The organism is Protofrankia sp. CiP1_Cm_nod2 (assembly GCF_920664355.1).
Classification (GTDB): Bacteria; Actinomycetota; Actinomycetes; order Frankiales; family Frankiaceae; genus Protofrankia.
On sequence record NZ_CAKKTL010000015.1, the window covers coordinates 1 to 22,649 of the forward strand.

General features: G+C 70.1%; 22 protein-coding genes, 1 pseudogene and 1 riboswitch. Of the genes and pseudogenes, 9 read left to right on the forward strand and 14 right to left on the reverse strand.

What is annotated here, in order from left to right; translation table 11 throughout:
• Positions 1–246, reverse strand: a pseudogene (locus NBW84_RS02935) (hypothetical protein); the annotation flags it as partial.
• Between the two features lie 378 nt (positions 247–624).
• Between NBW84_RS02935 and NBW84_RS02940 the strand changes: the two are divergent.
• On the forward strand, positions 625–2,016 hold the full coding sequence (locus NBW84_RS02940) for a class II fumarate hydratase (protein WP_250281448.1): 1,392 nt from the start codon (positions 625–627) through the stop codon (positions 2,014–2,016).
• A 571-nt stretch (positions 2,017–2,587) separates the two neighbouring features.
• Positions 2,588–3,997 (forward strand): Si-specific NAD(P)(+) transhydrogenase, encoded by a 1,410-nt coding sequence (sthA, locus tag NBW84_RS02945; protein ID WP_250281449.1) that lies wholly within the window; start codon positions 2,588–2,590, stop codon positions 3,995–3,997.
• 35 nt (positions 3,998–4,032) lie between these two features.
• Here sthA and NBW84_RS02950 read toward each other — a convergent pair whose 3' ends face one another.
• From NBW84_RS02950 to NBW84_RS02960, 3 genes are all read right to left on the reverse strand, one after another.
• Entirely contained in the window at positions 4,033–5,121 is a 1,089-nt protein-coding gene (locus NBW84_RS02950) for a DUF3616 domain-containing protein (protein WP_250281451.1), read from the reverse strand.
• Positions 5,122–5,330: 209 nt separating this feature from the next.
• Positions 5,331–6,332 carry a serine hydrolase gene (locus NBW84_RS02955; protein ID WP_250281452.1) on the reverse strand — a complete coding sequence of 334 codons (1,002 nt, stop codon included), beginning with the start codon at positions 6,330–6,332 and terminating at the stop codon, positions 5,331–5,333.
• Positions 6,333–6,867: 535 nt separating this feature from the next.
• Positions 6,868–7,443, reverse strand: coding sequence for an NUDIX domain-containing protein (locus NBW84_RS02960; protein WP_250281453.1), 576 nt, complete (start codon positions 7,441–7,443; stop codon positions 6,868–6,870).
• Between the two features lie 503 nt (positions 7,444–7,946).
• Here NBW84_RS02960 and NBW84_RS02965 point away from each other — a divergent pair.
• Complete coding sequence (locus NBW84_RS02965) at positions 7,947–8,462, forward strand: hypothetical protein (protein ID WP_445548615.1); 516 nt, start codon at positions 7,947–7,949, stop codon at positions 8,460–8,462.
• A 270-nt stretch (positions 8,463–8,732) separates the two neighbouring features.
• On the opposite strand, the gene NBW84_RS02970 is transcribed toward NBW84_RS02965, so the two are convergent.
• The 5 genes from NBW84_RS02970 to NBW84_RS02990 all read right to left on the reverse strand — a co-directional run bounded on the left by NBW84_RS02970 (position 8,733) and on the right by NBW84_RS02990 (position 11,617).
• On the reverse strand, positions 8,733–9,092 hold the full coding sequence (locus NBW84_RS02970) for a hypothetical protein (RefSeq protein ID WP_250281457.1): 360 nt from the start codon (positions 9,090–9,092) through the stop codon (positions 8,733–8,735).
• Between the two features lie 164 nt (positions 9,093–9,256).
• The gene (locus NBW84_RS02975) at positions 9,257–9,742 is read right to left on the reverse strand and encodes an SRPBCC family protein (protein ID WP_250281459.1); all 486 of its coding nucleotides are present in this window, start codon (positions 9,740–9,742) and stop codon (positions 9,257–9,259) included.
• A gap of 265 nt (positions 9,743–10,007) precedes the next feature.
• The gene (bluB, locus tag NBW84_RS02980; protein WP_445548250.1) at positions 10,008–10,637 is read right to left on the reverse strand and encodes a 5,6-dimethylbenzimidazole synthase; all 630 of its coding nucleotides are present in this window, start codon (positions 10,635–10,637) and stop codon (positions 10,008–10,010) included.
• Between the two features lie 41 nt (positions 10,638–10,678).
• Positions 10,679–10,964: riboswitch (cobalamin riboswitch) on the reverse strand.
• Positions 10,965–11,105: 141 nt separating this feature from the next.
• Positions 11,106–11,456 (reverse strand): type II toxin-antitoxin system RelE family toxin, encoded by a 351-nt coding sequence (locus NBW84_RS24045; RefSeq protein WP_445548616.1) that lies wholly within the window; start codon positions 11,454–11,456, stop codon positions 11,106–11,108.
• Positions 11,366–11,617 (reverse strand): type II toxin-antitoxin system Phd/YefM family antitoxin, encoded by a 252-nt coding sequence (locus tag NBW84_RS02990; RefSeq protein WP_250281464.1) that lies wholly within the window; start codon positions 11,615–11,617, stop codon positions 11,366–11,368. Before NBW84_RS02990 ends, NBW84_RS24045 begins: the two co-directional genes overlap by 91 nt.
• Before the next feature lie 297 nt (positions 11,618–11,914).
• Here NBW84_RS02990 and NBW84_RS02995 point away from each other — a divergent pair, with 297 nt between their 5' ends.
• From NBW84_RS02995 to NBW84_RS03015, 5 genes are all read left to right on the forward strand, one after another.
• Positions 11,915–12,199: a type II toxin-antitoxin system TacA family antitoxin gene (locus NBW84_RS02995; protein ID WP_250281466.1), complete on the forward strand. Its 285-nt coding sequence runs from the start codon at positions 11,915–11,917 to the stop codon at positions 12,197–12,199.
• A 151-nt stretch (positions 12,200–12,350) separates the two neighbouring features.
• The gene (locus NBW84_RS03000) at positions 12,351–12,539 is read left to right on the forward strand and encodes a hypothetical protein (protein WP_250281467.1); all 189 of its coding nucleotides are present in this window, start codon (positions 12,351–12,353) and stop codon (positions 12,537–12,539) included.
• Between the two features lie 63 nt (positions 12,540–12,602).
• The gene (locus NBW84_RS03005) at positions 12,603–12,827 is read left to right on the forward strand and encodes a hypothetical protein (RefSeq protein ID WP_250281469.1); all 225 of its coding nucleotides are present in this window, start codon (positions 12,603–12,605) and stop codon (positions 12,825–12,827) included.
• Positions 12,828–13,031: 204 nt separating this feature from the next.
• Positions 13,032–13,223 carry a hypothetical protein gene (locus NBW84_RS03010; protein ID WP_250281471.1) on the forward strand — a complete coding sequence of 64 codons (192 nt, stop codon included), beginning with the start codon at positions 13,032–13,034 and terminating at the stop codon, positions 13,221–13,223.
• A gap of 42 nt (positions 13,224–13,265) precedes the next feature.
• Positions 13,266–13,556: a hypothetical protein gene (locus tag NBW84_RS03015; protein WP_250281473.1), complete on the forward strand. Its 291-nt coding sequence runs from the start codon at positions 13,266–13,268 to the stop codon at positions 13,554–13,556.
• Between the two features lie 109 nt (positions 13,557–13,665).
• Here NBW84_RS03015 and msrA read toward each other — a convergent pair whose 3' ends face one another.
• From msrA to NBW84_RS03030, 3 genes are all read right to left on the reverse strand, one after another.
• Positions 13,666–14,328, reverse strand: a complete 663-nt coding sequence (gene msrA, locus NBW84_RS03020; RefSeq protein ID WP_250281512.1) for a peptide-methionine (S)-S-oxide reductase MsrA — start codon at positions 14,326–14,328, stop codon at positions 13,666–13,668.
• 359 nt (positions 14,329–14,687) lie between these two features.
• Positions 14,688–15,980, reverse strand: a complete 1,293-nt coding sequence (locus NBW84_RS03025; RefSeq protein WP_445548247.1) for a PhoH family protein — start codon at positions 15,978–15,980, stop codon at positions 14,688–14,690.
• Between the two features lie 913 nt (positions 15,981–16,893).
• Entirely contained in the window at positions 16,894–18,717 is a 1,824-nt protein-coding gene (locus NBW84_RS03030) for a phosphoenolpyruvate carboxykinase (GTP) (RefSeq protein WP_250281478.1), read from the reverse strand.
• A gap of 399 nt (positions 18,718–19,116) precedes the next feature.
• Here NBW84_RS03030 and trhA point away from each other — a divergent pair, with 399 nt between their 5' ends.
• Positions 19,117–19,737, forward strand: coding sequence for a PAQR family membrane homeostasis protein TrhA (trhA, locus tag NBW84_RS03035; protein WP_445548248.1), 621 nt, complete (start codon positions 19,117–19,119; stop codon positions 19,735–19,737).
• A 65-nt stretch (positions 19,738–19,802) separates the two neighbouring features.
• On the opposite strand, the gene NBW84_RS03040 is transcribed toward trhA, so the two are convergent.
• Entirely contained in the window at positions 19,803–20,363 is a 561-nt protein-coding gene (locus NBW84_RS03040; RefSeq protein WP_250281482.1) for a hypothetical protein, read from the reverse strand.
• A gap of 172 nt (positions 20,364–20,535) precedes the next feature.
• Positions 20,536–22,608, reverse strand: coding sequence for a thioredoxin domain-containing protein (locus tag NBW84_RS03045; RefSeq protein ID WP_250281485.1), 2,073 nt, complete (start codon positions 22,606–22,608; stop codon positions 20,536–20,538).
• Between the last annotated feature and the right edge of the window lie 41 nt (positions 22,609–22,649).

Here is a 22,649-nt window from a genome sequence, read left to right on the forward strand (position 1 = left end):
GGCGAGGGCCATGCGCCGGGCGAGCGGCGCCGGGCCGTCGGCGGGGACGGCCGGCGGCGCCGACGGTGTGCGCACCACCGCTGGCAGGCCCGGGCCGGCCACGTCCGGCACCCGCGGAAAAGCGGGCGGAGAACCGTTCGGTACCGGCAGCGCGGCGGATCCGCAGGAACTGACGGCGCACACGGCGGCCAGGGCGACCGAACACACCAGCGGAAAACCCGGACCGAAACGCACGACCGCCGCCATCTCAGATATCCGTGCGGCCGACCGCAGTCGCTACCGCGTAACTATTTATTCCGCCCGCTGGCGACACTAGCACCGACGGCGCCGGACACGGCAAATGCCGGGCCGCGGCCGGCGGACAGCTTCCGGACAATGCAACCCGTATGAATCGGTCAATAATTTCTTCGCATCCGGCCGGGCGCGACGGCGTGTCCCGCGCCGAATACCGGTGTCGACTACGGTGGCGACGGCCGCCCACGGCCGGGTCACCGGGAACCCGGAAGCCCCCGCCGGAGGGTACGTACCGCCCGGTACCGGACCCCCATCGCACGTTGCGCCTAACCTCCTGGACGGTAGATAGATAGATGTCGAGCAGGTGACGACCGGCGGGAGCGGGAGCATATGAGCGAGCAGGACTACCGCATCGAGCACGACTCCATGGGTGAGGTGCGCGTGCCGGCCACGGCCAGGTGGCGGGCACAGACCCAGCGTGCGGTCGAGAACTTCCCGGTGTCGGGCCAGCGGATCTCCCGGGCCCACATCGCCGCCCTGGCACGGATCAAGGCGGCGGCGGCGACCGTCAACGCCAAGCTCGGCGTCCTCGACGCGGAGATCGCCGCCGCGATCTCCGAAGCCGCCCAGGAGGTCGCCGAGGGCGCCTGGGACGACCACTTCCCGATCGACGTGTTCCAGACCGGCAGCGGGACGTCGTCCAACATGAACACCAACGAGGTGCTGGCAACCCTCGCCACCGAGCGGCTGGGCCGGCCGGTGCACCCGAACGACCACGTCAACGCGTCCCAGTCGTCCAACGACGTGTTCCCGTCGTCGATCCACGTCGCGGCGACGCAGGCGATCGTCCAGGACCTGATCCCCGCCCTCGAGCACCTGGCCGCCGCCCTCGGGCGCAAGAGCGTCGAGTTCCGCGAGGTCGTGAAGTCGGGGCGCACCCACCTGATGGACGCCACGCCGGTGACCCTCGGCCAGGAGTTCGGTGGCTACGCGGCGGCGGTCCGCTACGGGGTGGAGCGGCTACAGGCGGCCCTGCCGCGCATCGGCGAGCTCCCGCTGGGCGGGACCGCCGTCGGCACCGGTATCAACACCCCGCCCGGCTTCGCCGCCGCCGTCATCGAGCAGCTGGTGGCGTCCACCGGCCTGCCGCTGTCCGAGGCCCGCGACCACTTCGAGGCGCAGGCGTCCCGGGACGGCCTGGTCGAGGCCTCCGGGGTGCTGCGGGTGGTCGCGCTGTCGCTGTACAAGATTTCCAACGACCTGCGCTGGGCGTCGTCGGGCCCGCGTGCCGGGCTCGGCGAGATCCGCCTGCCCGACCTGCAGCCGGGGTCGTCGATCATGCCGGGCAAGGTCAACCCGGTGATCCCCGAGGCCGTCTGCCAGGTTGTCGCGCAGGTGGTCGGCAACGACGCGGCCGTGGCCTTCGGCGGCTCCGCGGGCAACTTCGAGCTGAACGTGATGCTGCCGGTGATCGCCCGCAACCTGCTGGAGTCGATCCACATCCTGTCCACCATCAGCCGGCTGTTCGCCGACCGCTGCGTGGACGGCATCGTCGCGGACGTCGAGCGCTGCCGGCGGTTCGCGGAGTCCTCGCCGTCCATCGTGACGCCGCTGAACCGTTACATCGGCTACGAGGAGGCAGCCAAGGTCGCCAAGCAGTCCCTGGCCGAGGAGAAGACGATCCGCGAGGTCGTCCTCGAACGCGGCTACGTGGCCGCGGGCAGGCTCACCGAGGAGCAGCTGGACGCCGCGCTGGACGTCCTGTCGATGACCCACCCGTAAGCTCGATGACCCACCCGTAAGCCGCGCCCGGCCCGGCCGGCGGTGTGATCGTGTTCTTCCACACCGCCGGCCGGGCCGGATCCGTGGGGCACCGGTGGGCCAGGGAAAGTATGATCATCCCTGCCGGACGCCGCCGGGACGAGATCACCGGGCTGTGCGGCTGTGCGGCTGTGCGGCTGTGCGGCTGTGCGGCTGTGCGGCTGTGCGGTCGCGCCCCGCCGCCTGCGCCGAACAAGCGGCGGGGAGCCGTGGAAGACCCCCCAGCAAGCCCCCACGACCCCCGCACCCGTGTTCAACGAGACACCGCGGCGGAGGTTACGGGGAGCTCGAAGATTTTTCCGCGCGTCCCCGGGCGGCCGCGCCGGCCGCCAGAGGTGGCCGCCAGAGGTGGCCGTCACCGCGTGGACCTGCGAGATCGGCCCGCCCCGGACCGGATGGCCGGCGGGAAGGTACGGAGGTCCCGACAGAAGGGGCAGTAACAACCTGACGTTCCGGACGTCCCGTGCCGTCCTGTCCGGTTATTCTCCCACTAATCAATAGCGGGAGTTTTCAGCTGAGGAGGTGACAAACGATGTACGACTACGACCTCCTCGTCATCGGGTCGGGCCCGGGCGGGCAGAAATCGGCTATCGCCGCCGCCAAGCTGGGCCGCCGCGTCGCGATCGTCGATCGTCGTGACATGGTCGGCGGGGTCTGCATCAACACCGGCACGATCCCGTCGAAGACGCTGCGCGAAGCCGTGCTCTACCTCACCGGTATGACCCAGCGGGAGATGTACGGGCAGAGCTACCGGCTGAAGGACGACATAACCGTCTCGGACCTGTCCTCGCGCACCCAGCACGTCATCGGACGTGAGATCGACGTCATTCGCAGCCAGCTCAGCCGTAATCGGGTGGCCTTGCTCATCGGAACGGCGAGCTTCGTCGACCCGCACACCATCAGCATCATCGGCAGCGACCAGACCGACGAGCGCCGGGTCAGGGCGGAGAAAATCATCATCGCCACCGGCACCCGGCCGGCCCGGCCGGACACGGTCGACTTCGACGGCCGTACCGTGGTCGACAGCGACCAGATCCTGGCGCTGGACAAGATCCCCGGCTCGATGGTCGTCGTGGGCGCCGGTGTGATCGGCATCGAGTACGCGTCCGTGTTCGCCGCGCTCGGCACCAAGGTGACTGTCGTGGAGCGCCGTGACCGGATGCTCGACTTCTGCGACGTGGAGATCGTCGAGGCCCTCAAGTACCACCTGCGGGACCTGGCCGTCACGTTCAGGTTCCGCGAGTCGGTCGTGTCCGTCGAACGTCACCACAGCGGCACCCTGACGCTGCTGGAAAGCGGCAAGAAGATCCCCGCCGACACCGTGATGTACTCGGCCGGGCGCCAGGGGCTCACCACCGCGCTCAACCTCTCCAACGCGGGCCTGAGCGCCGACAACCGGGGCCGCATCAAGGTCGGTTCGGACTTCCGGACCGAGGTCGAGCACATCTACGCCGTCGGCGACGTCATCGGCTTCCCGGCGCTGGCCGCGACCTCCATGGAGCAGGGCCGGCTCGCCGCCTACGCGGCCTGCGGCGAGGCCGTCCACGTGATGCGCCACGAGCTGATGCCGATCGGCATCTACACCATCCCCGAGATCTCCTACGTCGGCAGCACCGAGGACGAGCTCACCGAACGGGCCGTGCCGTTCGAGGTCGGCGTGGCCCGCTACCGCGAGCTCGCCCGCGGCCAGATCGTCGGGGACTCCTACGGCATGCTGAAGCTGCTCGTGAGCTCGACCGACCGCAAGCTGCTCGGCGTCCACGTCTTCGGCACCGGGGCCACCGAACTCGTCCACATCGGCCAGACCGTGATGGGCTGCGACGGGACGATCGACTACCTGGTGGACGCCGTGTTCAACTATCCGACGCTCGCCGAGTCCTACAAGGTGGCGGCGCTGGACGCGATGAACAAGATGCGTGCCGTCGCCCGCTTCAGCAGCTGACGTCCGTCCGGCCCAGGGCTGTCGGGCGACGGCGGTCAGGGCAGCCGGAAGACGTCGACCAGGATCACGCCGGGAGCGGGCCGGCGGTGTGCCGCCGGGCTGTCATGGACGACCAGGATCGACGAGGGGTCGTCCGGGGCCAGGGCGATCCCCTCGGCGTGGTCGTCGCCCTGCCCGAACGGCAGGTCCAGCACACGGACGAGCGCGTCGTCGTCGACGACCACGCTCGTCCGCGCCCTGACCGCGTCACGCCACCGGTAGACCCGGACCGGGCCGTCGAGGTCCATCGTCGGGCCGGCGAGCACGAGCAGGTCGTCCCCCTGGACGAGCAGGTCGCGCACGCCCAGGCCGTCGAGGTTCAGGAAGTGCTTCCGGTAGGGCAGGCCGCCCTCCAGCGGCCGCAGCCCGAGGTCCTGGCCGTCCCCCTCGGTGGGGCGCAGTTCGACGACCACCGCCCAGCCGCGCAGCACCGGCCCGCGCAGGCCCAGGTAGACCCGCTCGCCGACGACGGCCAGCCCCTCGACGTCGAACCCGTTGTCCTTGCTCGGGATCGCCAGGAACGGGCCGAGGTGCTCGTCGTTCTTCAGCACCGTGGTGACCCGGGTCTGCTTGCGCAGCCCCAGCGCGGCGGCGGTCAGCTGCCCACCGGCGCCGTCCGGAGCGGCGGCGGTGCTCACCAGGGTGGGCAGCCCGTCCCGGGTGACGACCGGGATGCGGCCGAGCAGATGCCGGTTCGCGTTCTTGCGGATCCTCGCCAGGGCGCGCAGCGCGGTCTCGGTCGCGTGGTGCGGCTTGACCCGCTTGCGCGTCAGGCTGTGCGAGCCGACGAACCACAGGTAGCCGCCATGCCGGTCGAAGCCCTCGATGTCGATCTCGGGGATGACGCCGTCCGCGTCCGGCCCCACCGGCAGCGGCAGGAAGTCACCGACCGGGAAGGAGACGTGGCCGTCATAGGCGTCCCCGGCCGCGCTCAGGGTCACCCGTTCGACCGTCGCCGTCTCGTCCCCGCCGAGCCACAGGTGCCGTCCTTCACTCTTGATCGTCGACAGTGACCCGACGATGTCGGCCACGGGGTGCGGGCCGACGTCGTCGAAACGGACCGTAACGGTCTTCACAGCATCCACGACTGCTCCCCCTCGGCCTGACGTCCCCGGTGACAGTTCCATTTACCACAGCCTGTCTGTCCCGGCACCGTTCGCCATGGCCTGCCCAGACGTACCCGGTCCAGGCCGGACCACCACCCCATGGCCCGTCCGGCGCGCCCGGACGGCCGGACCGCCACCGTGACCGGACGGCGGAGGCGTCAGGCACGCCCCGGCGCGGCGGGGCGGCTTCAGCGGATGCGGGCCGCTACCGCCACCGGCGCCACGGCGGCGTCCCAGGCGATCCGGGACAGTCCCTCGACCGTGTCGATGCCGGCCCGCATCGACGGGTTGCCGCGGCTGTAGACCGCCATCACGTAGTCCCGCCCGCCCCCGTGGACATGCCCGAGGCTGGCGATCACCCAGCCACTGTCACGGGGCAGCCAGCCGTTCTTCACCTCCACGGCGACGCCCGCGGGCACCCCGCCGGGCAGGCCCCACCGCTGGGCGGGCACCACACCGGCGAGCAGGCTCGTCGCGGTGGCCCGGGCCTGATCGCCCAGTACGCCGCCCGGATAGGCCAGCGTGCGCAGCACCGCGAGCTGGTCGACGGCGCTGGTCAGGGTGAGCCCCCAGCGTCCACCACCGCCCGCTTTCGTCCTGGTCATCCCCAGTCGGCGGAACATGGCGTCCATTGGCGCCGCACCGCCGAGCGAGCGCCACAACCGGCTCGCGGCCGCGTTGTCACTTACGCCGATCATCGCCCTGGCGCTGCGCAGCTCGCCCGCGCCGAGACGTCCGGACGGCCCGGCGCGTTCCAGAATGCCCAGCAGTATCGACAGTTTCACCGTGCTGGCCGTCTCGAAACCCGACACCGTCGGGTCGTCGACGGTGATGGTCCGGCCGGTGAGCGCGTCGTACACCGCCACACCGACCTGCCCGGGGCGCTCTTCGAGATATCCTCGGAACCGCTCGGACAGGTCGAGCCCGGACAGGGACGGCGCCTTCGGCACGGTTTCGGGAACGAGCCGCGGCGACGGGGTGACGGTACCGGCGGGCGGCAACCGGAGCGCTGGTGGCTCCGTGGGCATATCCGGCGCGTAAACATTCGGCGCGGATCCGCCGGCACCGGTGAAACGCACGGATCCGACGACCGGGGCCAGCACGAGGGCATTTACCACGACAGCCGCGACCAGTACCGCGCCGGCACGTCGCGAGACCGGTGCCCGCGCTGGCTCGTCGACGGATTCCACTGGTCCCGAAAATCCCCTCGTCGGCCGCCAGACCGCGTTTTTCGAAACGGTGCGCGGCGGCGCGCGATGCCGCATTGCGATGGTTGTGTGGTGCCGCATGGCCACATCCGATGTATACCCGCGGCAGAACGTCGCCGCATCGTCACTTTCCTTTTTCTTCGCTACCGCGCGGATCGGCGTCGGACGCCGGGAAGACTCCTGTCGCACGGCATTTCCGCGGGAAAAAGCAGCCATGGCGGACGCCGTAAAGGATGCCGGGACCGGCCGCACGGGCCGCGGGCGCCCGACTGCCCGGAAACGGGCCCGGACCGGCCCTCGACACCACTGTCAGACGATGGAGCGGGACATCCGGTAGGCACTGCTGGCCATGGTCCCCGACCAGTGGTCCTGACCTGCGGCCCTGGCTCCCGGCCTGGCTTCCGGCCTGGCTCCCGGCCGCTCCGCTCGCGTCCCCTCGGGGCCGGGAGCAACCGCGGGACCAGGCGGGGACGGCAGGCGCGGGAGGAGCGTGATCACGCCGCTTCCGGGCGGGCCGTCAGGCGGGCTGGACCCGCTCCGCCCGAGCGTCGCGGGCGCAGCGGGCACGAAGCTTGTCACCCAGCGCGCCGAACAGGTCCCACACCGGGATCCAGCGATGGTCGACCGTCCCCGCGGAACGCGGCCGCACCGTCTCGTCCGGGACATACAGCACGAAACGAACGTCGTAATGCACGTGCGAGGGCTCTTCCCGGACCGGGTCGGTGGGCGCGACTCGCACGTCGATATCAATCGGATGAACAGTGTCCGGAATCACAGAATTAGCCGCTATTCCGGCTCCCGCGGCGAGCCCGCGCAGCGCCGCGCCCAACAAGGACTGGTCGGCCGCGTCGACATGCCCGGCGGGAAGCAGCCAGCCCGCCGAGCCCAGGCGGCGAACATGCAGCACCCGCCAGTCCGTGGTGACCGCGACCGCGCCCCAGGTGACGTGCGCGGGCATGGTGGCGGGATCCGTCACCGGGTCCGCCCCCTCTATCAGGGCCAGCACCAGCGGACTCAGGTTCTCGATCTCGCCAGGATTGTCCTCGAGATAGCGAAGAACTACTCCGGCGACCGCATTGTTGCTCACTGCCACGGGACATGACAGTACCTCCAGAAGAAGATTTCTGGCGCACGGGGGCGGGTCGGGCGCCGCCGTCCCGAACAGGCCCACGGCGTACTCCGCGGCGCCCGACCGGCACGCTCGGAAGCCGGATCCCGTTCGTGGCATGCACTTTCCGCTCGACGCGCCGGCCGGTCACTCGGCTGTCAGACGGGCGAACAAGCCGGACACAGTCGCCAAAACGACACAATCACCCCCGCCCGGCCGGTCGCCACCAGCGGTTCCCCCGGCCGCGCTGACAGGCTGCCGACAGCCGCGCCGACGTGTCGGCATGTGATGCCTATCGTGTGACGACCGGCACCAGCCCACCTCGACCGGCACCAACCGCTGGAGACCGTCTCCACGCGGGCGGGGCGGACACCGACGGGCGGGGCCGGCGAACAGGACGCGTGCCATGCCCGGGGTGTGTGAAGGGGGAGATCAGATTGGGTGCTTCCGGAGGTTCCGGTGGCCACGCCGGCACCACGCGGCATCGGATGGCGGTGGCAGCCGTGGGCTGCGGCCTGGCGGTACTGCTGCTCGGCGCCTGCGACGAACCGACGAGCCCGGGCGGAACGCCCGGGCCGGCCGGGCCGAGCGGGTCGGTGAGCCTGCCGGGAGGGCTGCCGACATCGCTGCCCACGGGCCTGCCGACGGCCCTGCCGTCCATTTCGGCGTCGCTGCCGGGCGGCGGGCAGGTGGCCACGGGCAGAGACGCGCTGAAGGCCGCGAACGTCCCCGCGGACTTCCCGATCCCGCCAGGTGCCGAGGTGGGGGCCGGTACGTCCAGGAACAACGAGTCCGTGCTCACCCTGAGCGGTGTCTCCGACAACGCGGTGGCGGCCTTCTACCGCCAGGCGCTGCCGGCCGCCGGCTACACGATCACCAGTGACAACCAGATAGCCGGCCTGGCGGCTTCGATCGCCTTCGAGGGGCACGGCCTGAAAGGGACCATCGGAACGGCCGGGATCGGCACGGCCAACGGCACGGTACTGACCTTCCAGAAGCAGTAGAAAGCAGTGGACGAAGCGGTGGGCCGGCTGCCGGCAGCGCAGCCGGCAGCGCGGTGAACGGGCCGGCGGAAACGAGCCGGACCGGCTTTTCAGGCCCAACGGCCCGCCAGCCCGATGGCCGCGCGATGCCGATGCCCGGTACGGCCGGTGACCCACCACCGCCCGTACCGCGGCGCGGCCGTCGGGCACCCGCCGGCATCCGACCGGCCGGCCCGGGCCCCGCAGCCGTACCCGAAATTTTGTACCCGAATTCCGTCCGGTGCCCGGATGCTATTTCGTGCTCATCAGCGCGTCCAGCATCCCGTGCAGATGAGCTACCGCCCACTCGATGTCGAAGTACTTGTACCGGCCGGCCCGTGACTCGGCCGCGAGAACGCCGCAACGGTGCACCCTGCTGAAGTCGCCGTACGGGAACCGGTACCGTTTCCTGTCGTCCTCGTCGTCGTCCTCGGAAATGCCGAGATACCATTTCCGGTATTCGCTGAAACCGTGTTCGGCGATGAACTCGTTCTCCTGCCGCGTCGAGGGCTGGTGCTCGCCCCAGCCGTCTCGTTCGTCGAGTACCACGGCACCGTTCTCGATCAGTTTCCTGGCATGCTCATAGGAACGGCGGCTCAGTCTCACGGCCATGATCCCCTCCAGATCATTCTCGAGGACGAACCGATACACGGGGCTGGCCGCGTCAACGGCCCGTTCAGGCGGCCCTACCCGGTATGGCGGCGTCGACACCGGCACGCCGCCGGCCGCCCGGCGGCGGGCCATACCTGCCAGCACCGGGGCAGGGCCGGCCATGCCTATGTGGCCGGCGGCGTGGCCGCCGGGCCCGGACGCGGGCCGGTGGCCGCGGCCCTGGCCAGGCGGCGGGCCAGCCTGCCGATGAAGAACTTCAGGGCGCCGGCAAGTACCGCTCCCGTCCCCGGGATGAGCGGGACGAAGCTGCCCTGCCAGACGATCTCGGTACCGCCGCCCACCGGCGCCAGGTCCACCGTCGCCAGATAGTCGCGTATCGGTAGCAGAGCCGAGCGGATCCGGTAGGCGTGCCGGCGGGCCGGAAGGTACTCGACGATCTCTTCACGGAGGAGCAGCGGCGGCCGGCCAACCCGGCACACCGCCCCCACGCCGCCCGGCTGGGGTGTGCCCTCCCGCTCCCACCACGATCGCGATATGAGCGGACCCGCCCACCGCGACCAGCCCGCGCCGTCCGCCAGGAGGTCGAACACCGCCGACGGCGCGGCCGGGGAGAGCTGGGTCACCACGTACACCCGACGCCGGCCGCTCATGACGCCCGCCGTCCGGTCCGTTCGCGCTGGCCAGGGCAGTCAGGCCGACCAGGCCGGCCGATCTGGCCGGGCCACCCGGTCCGTGCCACCGCAGCGGCCCCGGGACCGATGGCCGGCTGCTCCCTCATCCGACGGACGTCAGCCACAGCCCCCTACCTTTCATCAAGAACGCGGACGCATCAAGAACATGGGCGTAGGCACGGACGTGGATGTCGACACGGCAACTTATAGCTACATGAAATATTCATTCAGTTATATTCGATCTTCAGTCGGACGCGGACCGCCACGTCTCACGATGGAGCGCCCGCTCCAGCGGCCGGCGGTGGGCCCAGCCATGTCTTTCCAGGTCAGGGACCTGCTCGTGATGCGTGACCGGGCCGAGGCACAGCCACGCGACCGGCCGGACACCGTCGGGAATACCCAGCATGTCCTGGACGACCCGCTCGCGGAAGAACGACACCCAGCCGCACCCGAGGCCCTCGGCGGTGGCCGCCAGCCACAGGTTCTGGATCGCCAGGCACACCGAGTACACCCCCGCGTCGGCAATGGCATGCCGGCCCAGGACGGCGGGCCCGCCACGCCTCTCGTCATAGGTCACCACGACGGAAAGCGTGGACTCCAGGACGCCGTCTATCTTGATCCGGGCGAACCGGGCGGCCCGCTCGCCCGTCAGGGCCGCGGCAAAGACGGCGCGTTCCCGTCTGACATGCTCGTAAAAGGCACGCCGGGTCCGCTCGCTTTCGACCACGATGAAGTCCCACGGCTGGCTCAGCCCGACGCTGGGGGCGGCGTGCGCCGCGGCAAGCACCCGGCCCAGGACGCCGTCCGGGATCGGTGCCCCGGTGAACTGGGCGCGGACGTCCCGTCGCTGATGGATCACGCCGTACAGGTCCACTGGCATGGCAGGCTCCCGCTGTCCGCCACCCGCCCGTCGGCGGATGGCACGGATGCGAGGCCGGTCTTCGGACTCTCGGATCAGCACCTGACCGCCCGCCTTCCCGGACCGCGCGGTCCAGTGGCTGCTCCCGGGCCGCGTCCGACGGATCCTCGATCGCGGGGGCGGCCCCGGAGAAAAATCCGGACGACACACCCACATCGACCGACACCTGTCGGACCCGGCCCGTGCGCGTGGGCGGCGGCTCCCCGATCACCGCGGCGGGCCCGTGCCGGACTCACACCGGCTTCCCGATTCTCCCCGGCCACCTGGCCGCCCCGGGCACGCCCGACCGGTCACCCGGTCACGCGCCCGAGACCCCAGGCAACCTGAGGCACCTCGCGAACAATGCCACCACGATCATCCCACAAACCGACCGCTCCCGGACCCGTCCGTCCTGATCCGCCGCCCAGGACACGACGATCATGATCAGTAGATCTCCCTGCGGTGCCCCACCCTGACCACCGTCACGACGATGCGGCCATCGTCCACCAGGTAGACCATTCGGTAATCCCCTACCCGCAGACGCAGTGTCCCCGCTGGCTCGCCGACCAGCGCACGCACACCGGCCGGGCGCGGATCGTCCGACAGCCGGGTCACCGCAAGCAGCACTCGACGAGCCGCGGCCCTGTCCAGCTTGCGCAGTCCACGCAGGGCCCGTGTCGTCCACTCGACCTCGTACTTCAGTGTCAGAGCAGGCCGAACTCCGCCATCACGTCCCGATGCGGCACCCGGGGCTCGCTGGAGGCGAGCGCCTCCCTGGCGGCGATGAGATCGGATTCGTCCTCGGCTCTTTCCAGATCCCGCAGGTCGTCAATTGAAATGACCGCGGCGACCGCGCGACCATGACGGGTGAGCACAGTCCTCTCGTGGATGTGCTCCGCCCTGGACACGATCTCACCGAGATGGTCCCGCGCCTCGCTGATCGGCATCTCACCCATACCCCGGATTGTACAAAACGGGGAGAAGGCACGCTCCCCACCTGCCAATATGAGATGAAACAGGCAGTTAGTTCCATTTTGCGACTGGACGGATCGGGAGAAGAAGATCGTGATGGTAGCGGTGGCGGCCAGGCGGAGCTCGGCCGGCCAGCCGGCGTCGGCCTGGGCTATGCCGACCGGGCAGGACAGGCCGGTGCCGCCGAGGCCGCCCGCTTCCAGGCGTGCTCCGGGCGGCCTCCGCTTTCTGCCCCGTACATCTGTCCGTACACTCGTACGGACAAGACAGGGATGTGGATTATGGCTGCTTCGGCAACGTCAGGACGATTCGAGTTCCGAGTGCGGCCCGAGCTCAAGCATCTGATCGAGCGTGTGGCGTCCCTCACACACCAGACCGCGTCGGACTTCGCGCGAACCGCCGCGGAGGAGCGTGCCGTGGAGGTACTCCGGGAGCACGAACTCATCACGAGAGTCCCGGCGGACTTCTTCGACGAACTGCTCGCTTCCCTGGACGCTCCCGTGGAGCCCAACGACGCCCTGACCCGCGCCGCCGCATGGCTTGACTCCGTCATCGAGCGACGGTGACCGCGAGCAGATTCGTCAGCAGGCAGGGGCGAGGCAATGGTCTTAACTCACGCTCCGATGTTCTTGTCAGTGCTCGCATGTGTGGGCATGCTTTGAAGGCCGCTTCGATGTGGCCATCGAAAGGCCTAGCCTGACCCAGGGGAGGTGGGAAGTGACGCAACCCAACGCCTGGCCATACCCCGAGCCGTACGAATGGGCGGACAAACCCGACTCCGCTACCCAGCAGGCGATCGACGAAGCACGCGCGGACATCGAGGCCGGCGACTTCGTCATCCACGACGGCATCGAGGGCTTTGAGTCCTTCCTTGACGAGCTGGAGGCCCACCCCCGCGCAAGCTGAGGCGACGCGCCCGGAAGGTCGCACTTGCCGGATGTCGGCAAAGAATGTCGGTACCGTCCCCTCATGCCCACGTTCCAGTCGGTCGGCCGCTTCCGGGTCGAGTACGACCGGCTCAGCCGGGAGGAGAAAACCGCCTTCCGCGCGGCGTTACCGCTGTTCATTGCGGGAGTGGTCGCAGGCCACTTCCATCCCCGGCTCCGTGTCAAGAGCTTCAAGAAGATCCCCGGTAAGCCCAGTCCGCACGTCATCTGGCTGCGCATCGGCACCCACGGCATCTTCGAACGGTAGCAACCCCGCGCACACCGTGGGTCCGTGGCCACGGCGGGAACGGAGTAGGACGGACACCGCTGGATACCTGGAAACGTCCCATCGGCCGCCGAGTCACCCCGGCCGTCAGCCGGCGTCGGCCTGGGGTACCTGACGTGGAGTTGCCGGCCTTCAGGACGTCGCGGGGTTCGCCACCAGGTGTCCAACCCGGGTTAGAGTGTGTATGTGGAGATCTACGGCGTGGCCGTCCCGGAGCCTCACGAGTGGGTCGACGAGCCGGACCCCGCCACCCAGCAGGCGATCGACGAAGCGCGCGAGGACCTTGCCGCAGGACGATCGGTCATCTGTACCAGTGATGCCGCGTTCGACGCGCTCCTCCACGAGCTGTCCATGGACCCACACTCGAAGGCAAGCTGACCCCTCGAAAGGGCGCTCCCCTTTCGCCCTATTGTCGTGACCGTGCCCACCTTCGAGCCGGTTGCCCGCTTCCTCGCGGAGTTCCATCGGCTCTCCCCGGCGCAGCGGGCCGCGTTCCTGCGTACCGTCGCGCTGTTCCGTAAAGGGCTGACTTCGGGCTCCTTCCACCCGAAGTTGCGGGTCAAGGGCTTCAAGTCCGAGCCCGGGGTGTTCGAGATGACGTGGGCACGTGATGGTCGGGCGCTGTGGACGTACGGCGAGCCGATCCCCGGCAAGCCCGGCCCGCACGTCATCTGGCTGCGCATCGGCACCCACGACATCTTCGAGCGGTAGCTTCCCCACGTACGTAGTGGATCCGCGGCTACCGCAGGAACGGAGTGAGACAGACACCGCCGGATACCCTCGGACATCCAGTCGGCTGCCGGGGCCATCCCGGCCGCGGTCAGCCGGCGTCGGTCTGGGCTACGCCGACCGGGCAGGAAAGCCCTGTGCCGCCAATGCCACAATAGCCGTTGGGGACCTTGTGCAGGTACTGCTGGTGGTAGTCCTCCGCGTAGTAGAACGGGCCGGCGGGGGCGATCTCGGTGGTGATCGGGCCGAGGCCGGCGGTGTCGAGGACGGTCTGGAAGGCGTCCCGGCTGCCCCGCGCGGCGGCGAGCTGCTCGTCCGAGAAGGTGTAGATCGCCGAGCGGTACTGGGTGCCGACGTCGTTGCCCTGGCGCATGCCCTGGGTCGGGTCGTGCGCCTCCCAGAAGACCTTCAGCAGGTTCTCGTAGCTCACCACGGCCGGGTCGAACACCACCTGGACGACCTCGGTGTGCCCGGTCAGGCCCGAACAGGTCTCCTCGTACGTCGGGTTCGGCGTGATCCCGCCCGCGTACCCGACCGCGGTCGAGTACACCCCGGGGGTCTGCCAGAACTTCCGCTCCGCGCCCCAGAAGCAGCCGAGCCCGAACACGGCGGTCGCCAGCCCCACCGGGAAGGGCCCCTGTAGCGGTGTGCCGAGGACGGCGTGCCGCTCGGGCACGGCGAAGGCCGGTACCTCACGGCCGGGCAGCGCCTGCTCGGCCGTGGGCAGGGTGGACTTGTGGCGGGTGAAGAACATCTTCCACGACCTCCGGGACTTGTCCGGCCCGCGGTGACACGGCAAGAACATGACCACGCCACCGTGGGCACTTCGGCGACAGGGCCTGAAACGTCAACCCCTGCCACGCCCGGTACGTTCCCTGATCCGCCCGATTCCCGCGCTCGTCCAGCCCGTGTCCGTCCAGCCCGTGCCCGTCCAGCCCGGGTCCGCCCGGCTGGGCCGGACGGACAGCGGCGCGGTAGACGAACGGCCGGCCGATGGCAGGCCCGCCGGGTTCCCGCAGGGCTGCGGAGACCGCGCGGGAACGGCCGCCGCTGGCAGGAACCGCCAGCGGCGGCCGCAGGTGCTGGTGGGACCGCCCACGGGGCCGCCGAGCCTTACAGGACGAGGTCCTCCAGCATGGTGGTGACCAGCGCGGCGATCGGCGACCGTTCGGAGCGGGTGAGCGTGACGTGCGCGAACAGCGGGTGGCCCTTCAGGGTCTCGATCACGGACGCGACCCCGTCGTGCCGGCCCACCCGCAGGTTGTCACGCTGCGCGACGTCATGCGTCAGCACGACCCGTGACCCCTGCCCCAGGCGCGACAGCACGGTCAGCAGCACGCCGCGTTCCAGCGACTGCGCCTCGTCCACGATGACGAACGCGTCGTGCAGCGACCGGCCGCGGATGTGCGTCAGCGGCAGCACCTCGAGCATGCCACGGTCGACGATCTCCTCGATGACCTCCTGGGAGACCAGTGCGCCGAGGGTGTCGAAGACGGCCTGTGCCCAGGGCGCCATCTTCTCGTTCTCGCTGCCGGGGAGGTAGCCGAGATCCTGGCCGCCGACCGCGTACAGCGGCCGGAACACCACGACCCGCCGGTGCAGCCGGCGTTCCATCACCGCTTCGAGGCCGGCGCACAGCGCCAGCGCCGACTTGCCGGTGCCGGCCCGGCCGCCCAGGGAGATGATCCCGACGTCGGGGTCGAGCAGCAGGTCGAGCGCGACCCGCTGTTCCGCGGACCGCCCGTGCAGGCCGAACGCCTCCCGGTCGCCACGGACCAGGCGCACCTTCTTGTCCGCGGTCACCCGGCCCAGCGCGGAGGCGCTGCCGCCGGCGGCGGTGAGCACCAGCCCGGTGTGGCACGGCAGCCCGGCAGCGTCCGGGATCTCGACGGTCTCGCGGGCGTAGAGCCGGTCCAGGTCGTCCTGGGCGACGGCGAGCTCCGCCATACCGCTCCAGCCGGAGTCCACCGGCGTCTGCGCCCGGTACTCCTCGGCGGCGAGGCCGACCGCGGACGCCTTCACCCGCAGCGGCAGGTCCTTGGTGACCAGGACGACGTCGTTGCCCTCCCTGGCGAGATTGAGCGCGACGGCAAGAATGCGGGAGTCATTGTCATCCACCCGGAACCCCGGTGGGAGCACCGACGGGTCGGTGTGATTGAGTTCGACCCGTAGCGTTCCACCGTCGTCCAACGGCAGTGGCTGATCCAGTCGACCGTGGCGGATTCGTAGGTCGTCGAGGAGGCGAAGGGCCTCGCGGGCGAACCAGCCCAGTTCGGGGTGGTTCCGCTTTCCTTCCAGTTCTCCTACGACTACCAGAGGAAGCACCACATTGTGCTCCGCGAACCGCAGCAGCGCGCCAGGATCAGACAGGAGCACGCTTGTGTCGACGACATGCGTTCGTGGCACACGCCCACCCGCTTATTCGGAGGAAGTCCGGGACCGGGCCCCCCGCGGGAGGCCGGGCACCGGCCTCCTGGCGTTGTCGCGAATGCGGCACCGAGGGGCCTCCCGAATGGCCCGGCCCAGTGCCGGACCACGACTTGAGCCATCTTGGTCCCGCCTGATGGATCATCGTCGTGCGACACCCACCCGGCGTACCCAGTGCCACACGTTAGCTCCCCCGCCGCGAAAGCGCGACCATCTTCGCACAACACGCTCAGCAACGGTCACCGACCGTATGGTGATGGCCGATGGAAAATCGCTTGTACTCCAGCCACAATCATGATCATGATCTCTGGACCGTGCCGTAGCAGACAACTATGTGTCCCCGCGTTCGTATCCTGACGTTTCCCGGCGTTTACCTGGCCGGTACATCCCGACCGGAGAACAGAGCGCGCCCCGGCCGGAGAACCGGCGGCCACGGCACCGGCCGACGACATTTCCAGAGGACCCGGACAGAACGCCGCGGGACCTCCGGACAGATCAACCGGGCAGAACGGCCGGACAAATCGTAGGACGGATCGGCAGGACGGATCAGCAGGACGGATCAGCCGGACAGAACGACGGCAACAGGCGCACCGGCGGCAGACGGCACGGCCGCGGCAAACAGACGGCGACAAACAGACAGCGGCAAACAGACGGCCACAAACGGACGGCCGGCGCAGCCGGACAGCGGTAGGTGGACAGCGTCGGATGGGCAGCGTCGGATGGGCAGCGTCGGGACGCACCGGCCCGGGAGGGACGCCAGAGCACCGGACAAGGCCGCGACGACAACGATCGGGCCGGCGCCCTTGGCACATGCCGGACGCCGGCCCGATCCCCGTGGTCACACCCGCCGCTGCCCCGGAGCGGGGAGCAGCCGGCCCAGGTGTCCCGTCGTTCAGCCCTTCAGGCGCTCGACCAGGGCCTCCTGCTCGGACCACAGCTCGGCCGGAAGCGCGTCGCCGAAGGTCCGGTAGTGCTCGGGGATCAGCTCCGCCTCCTCCTTCCACAGCTCGGTGTCGAGGGTGAGCAGCTCGGCGAGGTCCTCGGCCGGGACGTCGAGCCCCTCTGTGGACAGCGCTCCGGGGGCAGGCAGGACGCCCAGCGGGGTCTCCACCCCGTCGGCCTCGCCCTCGAGACGGCCGATGATCCAGGCCAGCACCCGGCTGTTCTCCCCGAAGCCCGGCCACAGGAAGCGGCCCTGCGCGCTCTTGCGGAACCAGTTGACGTAGTAGATCCGCGGGAGCTTCGCCGGGTCCGTCCTGCGTCCGATCGACAGCCAGTGCGCGAAGTAGCCGGCCATGTTGTAGCCGCAGAAGGGCAGCATCGCGAACGGGTCACGCCGCAGCTTGCCGATCGCGCCGGCCTGCGCCGCGGTCGTCTCCGAGGCGACGATCGACCCGTAGAACACCCCGCGCTGCCAGGTCGGCGCCTCGGTCACCAACGGGACCGCGGTCGCCCGGCGCCCGCCGAAGAGGATCGCCGAGATCGGGACGCCCTTCGGGTCCTCCCACTCCGGCGCGATCGTCGGGCACTGGCCCGCCGGCACGGTGAAACGGGCGTTGGGATGCGCGGCCGGCTCGGGGGAATCCGGCGTCCAGTCCCGGCCCTTCCAGTCGGTCAGATGGGCCGGCTTGTCCTTTGTCAGCCCCTCCCACCACACGTCGCCGTCGTCGGTGCGGGCGACGTTGGTGAAGACCGTGTTGCCCCACAGGGCCGCGATCGCGTTGGGGTTGGTCTCCACGCCCGTGCCGGGCGCCACCCCGAAGAAACCGGCCTCCGGGTTCACCGCGTAAAGTCGGCCGTCCTCCCCGAAACGCATCCAGGCGATATCGTCACCGATGGTCTCGGCTTTCCAGCCCGGCAGGGTGGGAATGAGCATCGCCAGGTTGGTCTTGCCACAGGCCGACGGAAACGCCGCCGCGACGAAGTGGACCTTCCCGGCGGGCGAGGTGAGCTTGAGAATGAGCATGTGCTCGGCCAGCCAGCCCTCGTCCCGGGCCATCACCGAGGCGATACGCAGAGCGTAGCACTTCTTGCCGAGCAGGGCGTTACCACCGTAGCCCGAACCATACGACCAGATCTCCCGGGTCTCCGGGAAATGCGTGATGTACTTGGTCGAGTTGCACGGCCATGGCACGTCCTCCTGACCGGGCTCGAGCGGGGCACCCAGTGAATGCACGGCCGGGACGAAGAAACCGTCGTCACCCAGCTGCTCCAGGGCGGGCGCGCCCATACGGGTCATCGTCCGCATCGACACGGCGACATATGCCGAGTCGGTGAGCTGGACTCCGAGCGCCGAAATACGGGAGCCCAGCGGGCCCATGCAGAACGGCACGACATACATCGTGCGCCCCCGCATGCTGCCCTCGAACAGGCCCCGCAGTTTCACCTTCATCTCGTCCGGGTCGGTCCAGTTGTTGGTCGGCCCGGCGTCCTCGGGATTCCGCGAGCAGATGAAGGTGCGGTCCTCGACCCGGGCGACGTCGGTGGGATCGGAAGCGGCGTAGAAACTGCCGGGCCGCTTCTCGGGGTCCAGCGGGACGAACGTGCCTTTGTCGACCAGCAGGCGGGTCAGTTCCGCGTACTCCGCGTCAGAACCGTCACACCACCAAATCCGCTCCGGCTGGGTGAGTTCGGCGATCTCACGCACCCAGGCAAGCAGCCCGGCATGCCTGGTCGGGGCAGCGTCAAGCCCCGAAATCTGCGCCGCGGTCGTCACAGCTCCCACCTCCGCTTGAGTCGAGCCCACCACGGCCTCGCCATAGCACCTATGCCCACGCCATGGAAGGTCCACTCGTGCCCGGGGCTACAGAACGCACGCGCCGTCACCCCGCAACACCGCGCCCGCGCCATCACCGTCCAGCACATAGTGGATCAGCCACAGCCATAGGCGATTCGAGGCCGTGTACAGGATCTTTTGACTCTACCTTGGGAGCTTCCAACAGTCGCGCGGTCGAGCCACCGCAATCGGGCAAATCTTCCGTCACGAAGCCCGCGAGAAGCCGATCAACGACGCCCACTGGTAACCATGACGGGCGCAAGATACGGTGACCATGTGACCACGACCGCACCCGGCCGCGACTTCCGTCACCATCCAAGCGACCTGGTGCGACCAAGGATGCGCGGATGGTTGCACGCGGGCGCCTTCCCGGTCAGCCTTGCACTCGGCGTCATCGCCATTACGCTGGCCACGACGTTCCGTGCACGGGTGGCGGTGGGTGTTTATGCGCTAAGCATCGCCATGTTGTTCGGCACGAGCGCGCTGTATCACCGGAGGATGTGGGCAACATCACGCGCGCGATCTCTGATGAAACGGCTCGATCATTCCATGATCTTCGTTTTCATCGCCGGGACTTACACACCACTGGCCCTGCTCGCGCTTCCGCCGCGGACCGCCCGGACGATACTCGCGGTGGTCTGGGGCGGCGCCGCGGTCGGTATCGGGCTGCGGATGCTCTGGCTGCACTCACCGCGCTTCCTGATGGTGCCGCTGTACATCGCCCTCGGCTGGGTGGCGGTCTTCGTCATACCCGAGCTGCTGCGCACCGCCGGCGTCGCGGCGCTGGCCCTGATCCTCGCCGGTGGCGTTCTGTACAGCCTCGGGGCATTTGTCTACGCGTCCCGGCGCCCCAACCCGGCTCCGCGGACGTTCGGCTACCACGAGGTTTTTCACGCGTTTACCATCGTCGCGGCGACATGTCACTATATTGCCGTCATTCTGGCAATCTACGCAACATAACATGGGAATGGTCTGGCCGAAAGCCTGCTATCCCACGGGCCCGCCGGCCGGGGCGGCATGCGGGCTCACAGCTCCGGCCCCTCCGCGCGGACCTGTTCGACCTTCTCCAGCGCCTCCCGCAGGCGGGCCAGCCACGGTTGCGCGTTGTCACCGACCAGCCGGACGCACCAGGCCAGCGCGTCGCTCCGGCTGCGCGCGACCCCGGAGTCGACCAGCGTGTCGAGCACCTGGCGTTCCGGCTGCCGGAGCCTGGTCATCACCGGAACGGACAGGGTGGTGAACAACTCGGTCGTCCCGCCCGCGGCCGCCCCCCACGCCACCTTGCGCCCGTAGCGCCGCTCGGCCTCCTGGGCGATCGCGATCCGGTCGTCCCTGGTCTGCTCGCGGAACCGGCGGATGCGGCCGGACTCGGCGGCGGCGACCGCGGTGGGGTCATCGGTCTCCAGCTCCGCGGCGGGGATCGTCCCCACCACCACGATCTCGTCCCGGTCGACGGTCACCGTCGCGGCACCGGTGAACCAGGTGTCGGGCAGCCTGCCCACGAACCACGCCGGCGCGTCGTCCGCGGGCGGCACCTGCTCACGCTCACCCCAGCGGCCGAAACCACGTCCACGCGCACCCACCATGTCTGCCTCCTCGCGGTCCGCGTCCGGTGCGGGCTTCCAGGCGTCTCGCACCCCGTTTGATTACATACTTACAGAAGATACATGGCAATGGGTACCACTTACGAGGTATCGCTTACGAACATCTCCAGAGCCACGTCCAGGGGTCAGGACGCCCGGCGTACCCGCGAGACGCTCAGCCGGTCGCCGGCAGGACGAGCCGGACTCCCAGCTGGTCACGCACCGCATCCACGGTGCTCACCGGGCGCTCGCAGACGAAGCCCCGGCACACGTAGACCCCCGCTGTGCCCCGTCCTCGAGCCAGGGGCCCGGAGGTGACCACGACCGCGCCCGGTGAGGTGGTCAGCCGGGCCGTCCGCTCGAGGTCCGGGCGGTCGACGACGACGACCTCGGCGGGGCCGGCCAGCAGTGCCGCGCCGACCGCCCCAGCCCACCCCGCGAAGGACGCGTTCGCGGCGAGCAGCGGGGCGAGCACCTCCAGAGCGCGCTTGGCGGCCCGGCGATGCTCGTCGGAACCGGTCAGCGCCGCGTAGGTCAACAGCGCGCCGGCGGCCGCGGACTGGCCGGACGGCGTCGGCGAGTCCGAAGGGTCCCGCGGCCGGCGCAGCAGCCGCTCGGCATCGTCGGCGGTGTCGTGGAAGCCACCGTCGTCCGCGGCGAAGCGGGCCCGGGCGACCGCCAGCAGGTCACCGGCCAGCGCCAGCCACTGTTCGTCCCCGGTGACCTGGTGCAGGGCAAGGAGGCCCTCCGCCACGTCGCCGTAGTCCTCCAGCACCCCGGCGTTCGCGCCGACGCGGCCGTGCCGGCTGGTGCGCCGCAGCCGGCCGTCCACCAGGTGGACGTCGCGCAGCAGTGTCGCGGCGCTGGTGGCGGCGGTCACCCAGGCCGGTTCGGCCAGCAGCGCGCCGGCCTCGGCGAGCGCCGCGATCGCGAGCCCGTTCCAGGCCGCGACGATCTTGTCGTCCCGGGCGGGCTGCGGGCGGGCCGCCCGGGCCCGCGCGAGCCGCTCGCGCACCGACGCGAACCGGCCGGGATCGTCCGGGTCCACCCGCAGCTGCAGGACGGACGTGCCGTGCTCGAACGTGCCCGCGGCGGTCACGCCGAAGACGTCCGCGGCCCAGGCGCCGTCCGCCGGGCCGAGGACGTCGACAAGCTCGGCCGGCGTCCACACGTAGGTGGCGCCCTCCACGCCGTGCCCACCGGCGCCGTGCCCGGCGGAGCTGAGCCCACCGGCGCCGTGCCCGGACGAGCCGTCCCCGCCGGTGCCGGGCCCGGCGGGGACGGCCGTGTCCGCGTCCAGCGCCGAGGCGAAACCGCCCTCCGGGGTCCCCAGGTCGCGCAGCAGGAAGGCGGCTGTCTCCCGGGCGACCCGCTCGGCCAGCGGGGACCCGGTCGCCCGCCACAGGTGCAGGTACACCCGCAGGAGCTGGGCGTTGTCGTAAAGCATCTTCTCGAAGTGCGGGACCGTCCAGGTGGCGTCCACGCTGTAACGGGCGAACCCGCCCGCGAGCTGGTCGTAGATCCCGCCGCGGGCCATCCGCTCGCAGGTGGTGGTGACCATCCGCAGGCTGGCGGCGTCCCCGGTGCGGGCGTGGTGGCGCAGCAGCATCTCCAGCAGCGCGGACGGCGGGAACTTCGGCGCCGGCCCGAAGCCGCCGTGCTCCGGGTCGAAGGACCGCGCGGCCTTCGACATGGCGATGTCGAGCAGGTCACCGGTGAGCCCGGCCGACGGGCCGGCCGGCCCCGACGCCACCGCCGCGATCCGGCGCGCGATGTCCGCGCCGGAGGCCGCCACCTCGTCACGCCGCGTCCGCCACGCGTGCGTGACCGCGGCGAGAAGCTGCCGGAACGAGCTCATCCCCGGCCGCGGCACCGGCGGGAAGTAGGTGCCGGCGAAGAACGGCTCCCCGGCCGGGGTGAGGAACACCGTCATCGGCCAGCCGCCATGGCCGGTGAGGGCGACGGTGACGTCCATGTAGACGGCGTCGACGTCGGGCCGCTCCTCCCGGTCGACCTTGATGTTGACGAAGTGCTCGTTCATGATCGCCGCGGTGTCCGGGTCCTCGAACGACTCGTGCGCCATCACATGGCACCAGTGGCAGGACGCGTACCCCACGGACAGCAGGACGGGCACGTCCCTGGCCGTGGCCTCGGCGAAGGCCGCCGGCCCCCAGGGCCACCAGTCGACCGGGTTGTCGGCGTGCTGGAGGAGGTACGGCGAGGTCTGCTCGGCTAGACGGTTCGGCATGTACCCAGCATCCCGCCGTCGGGAAGTTCAGCGGGCCGTGG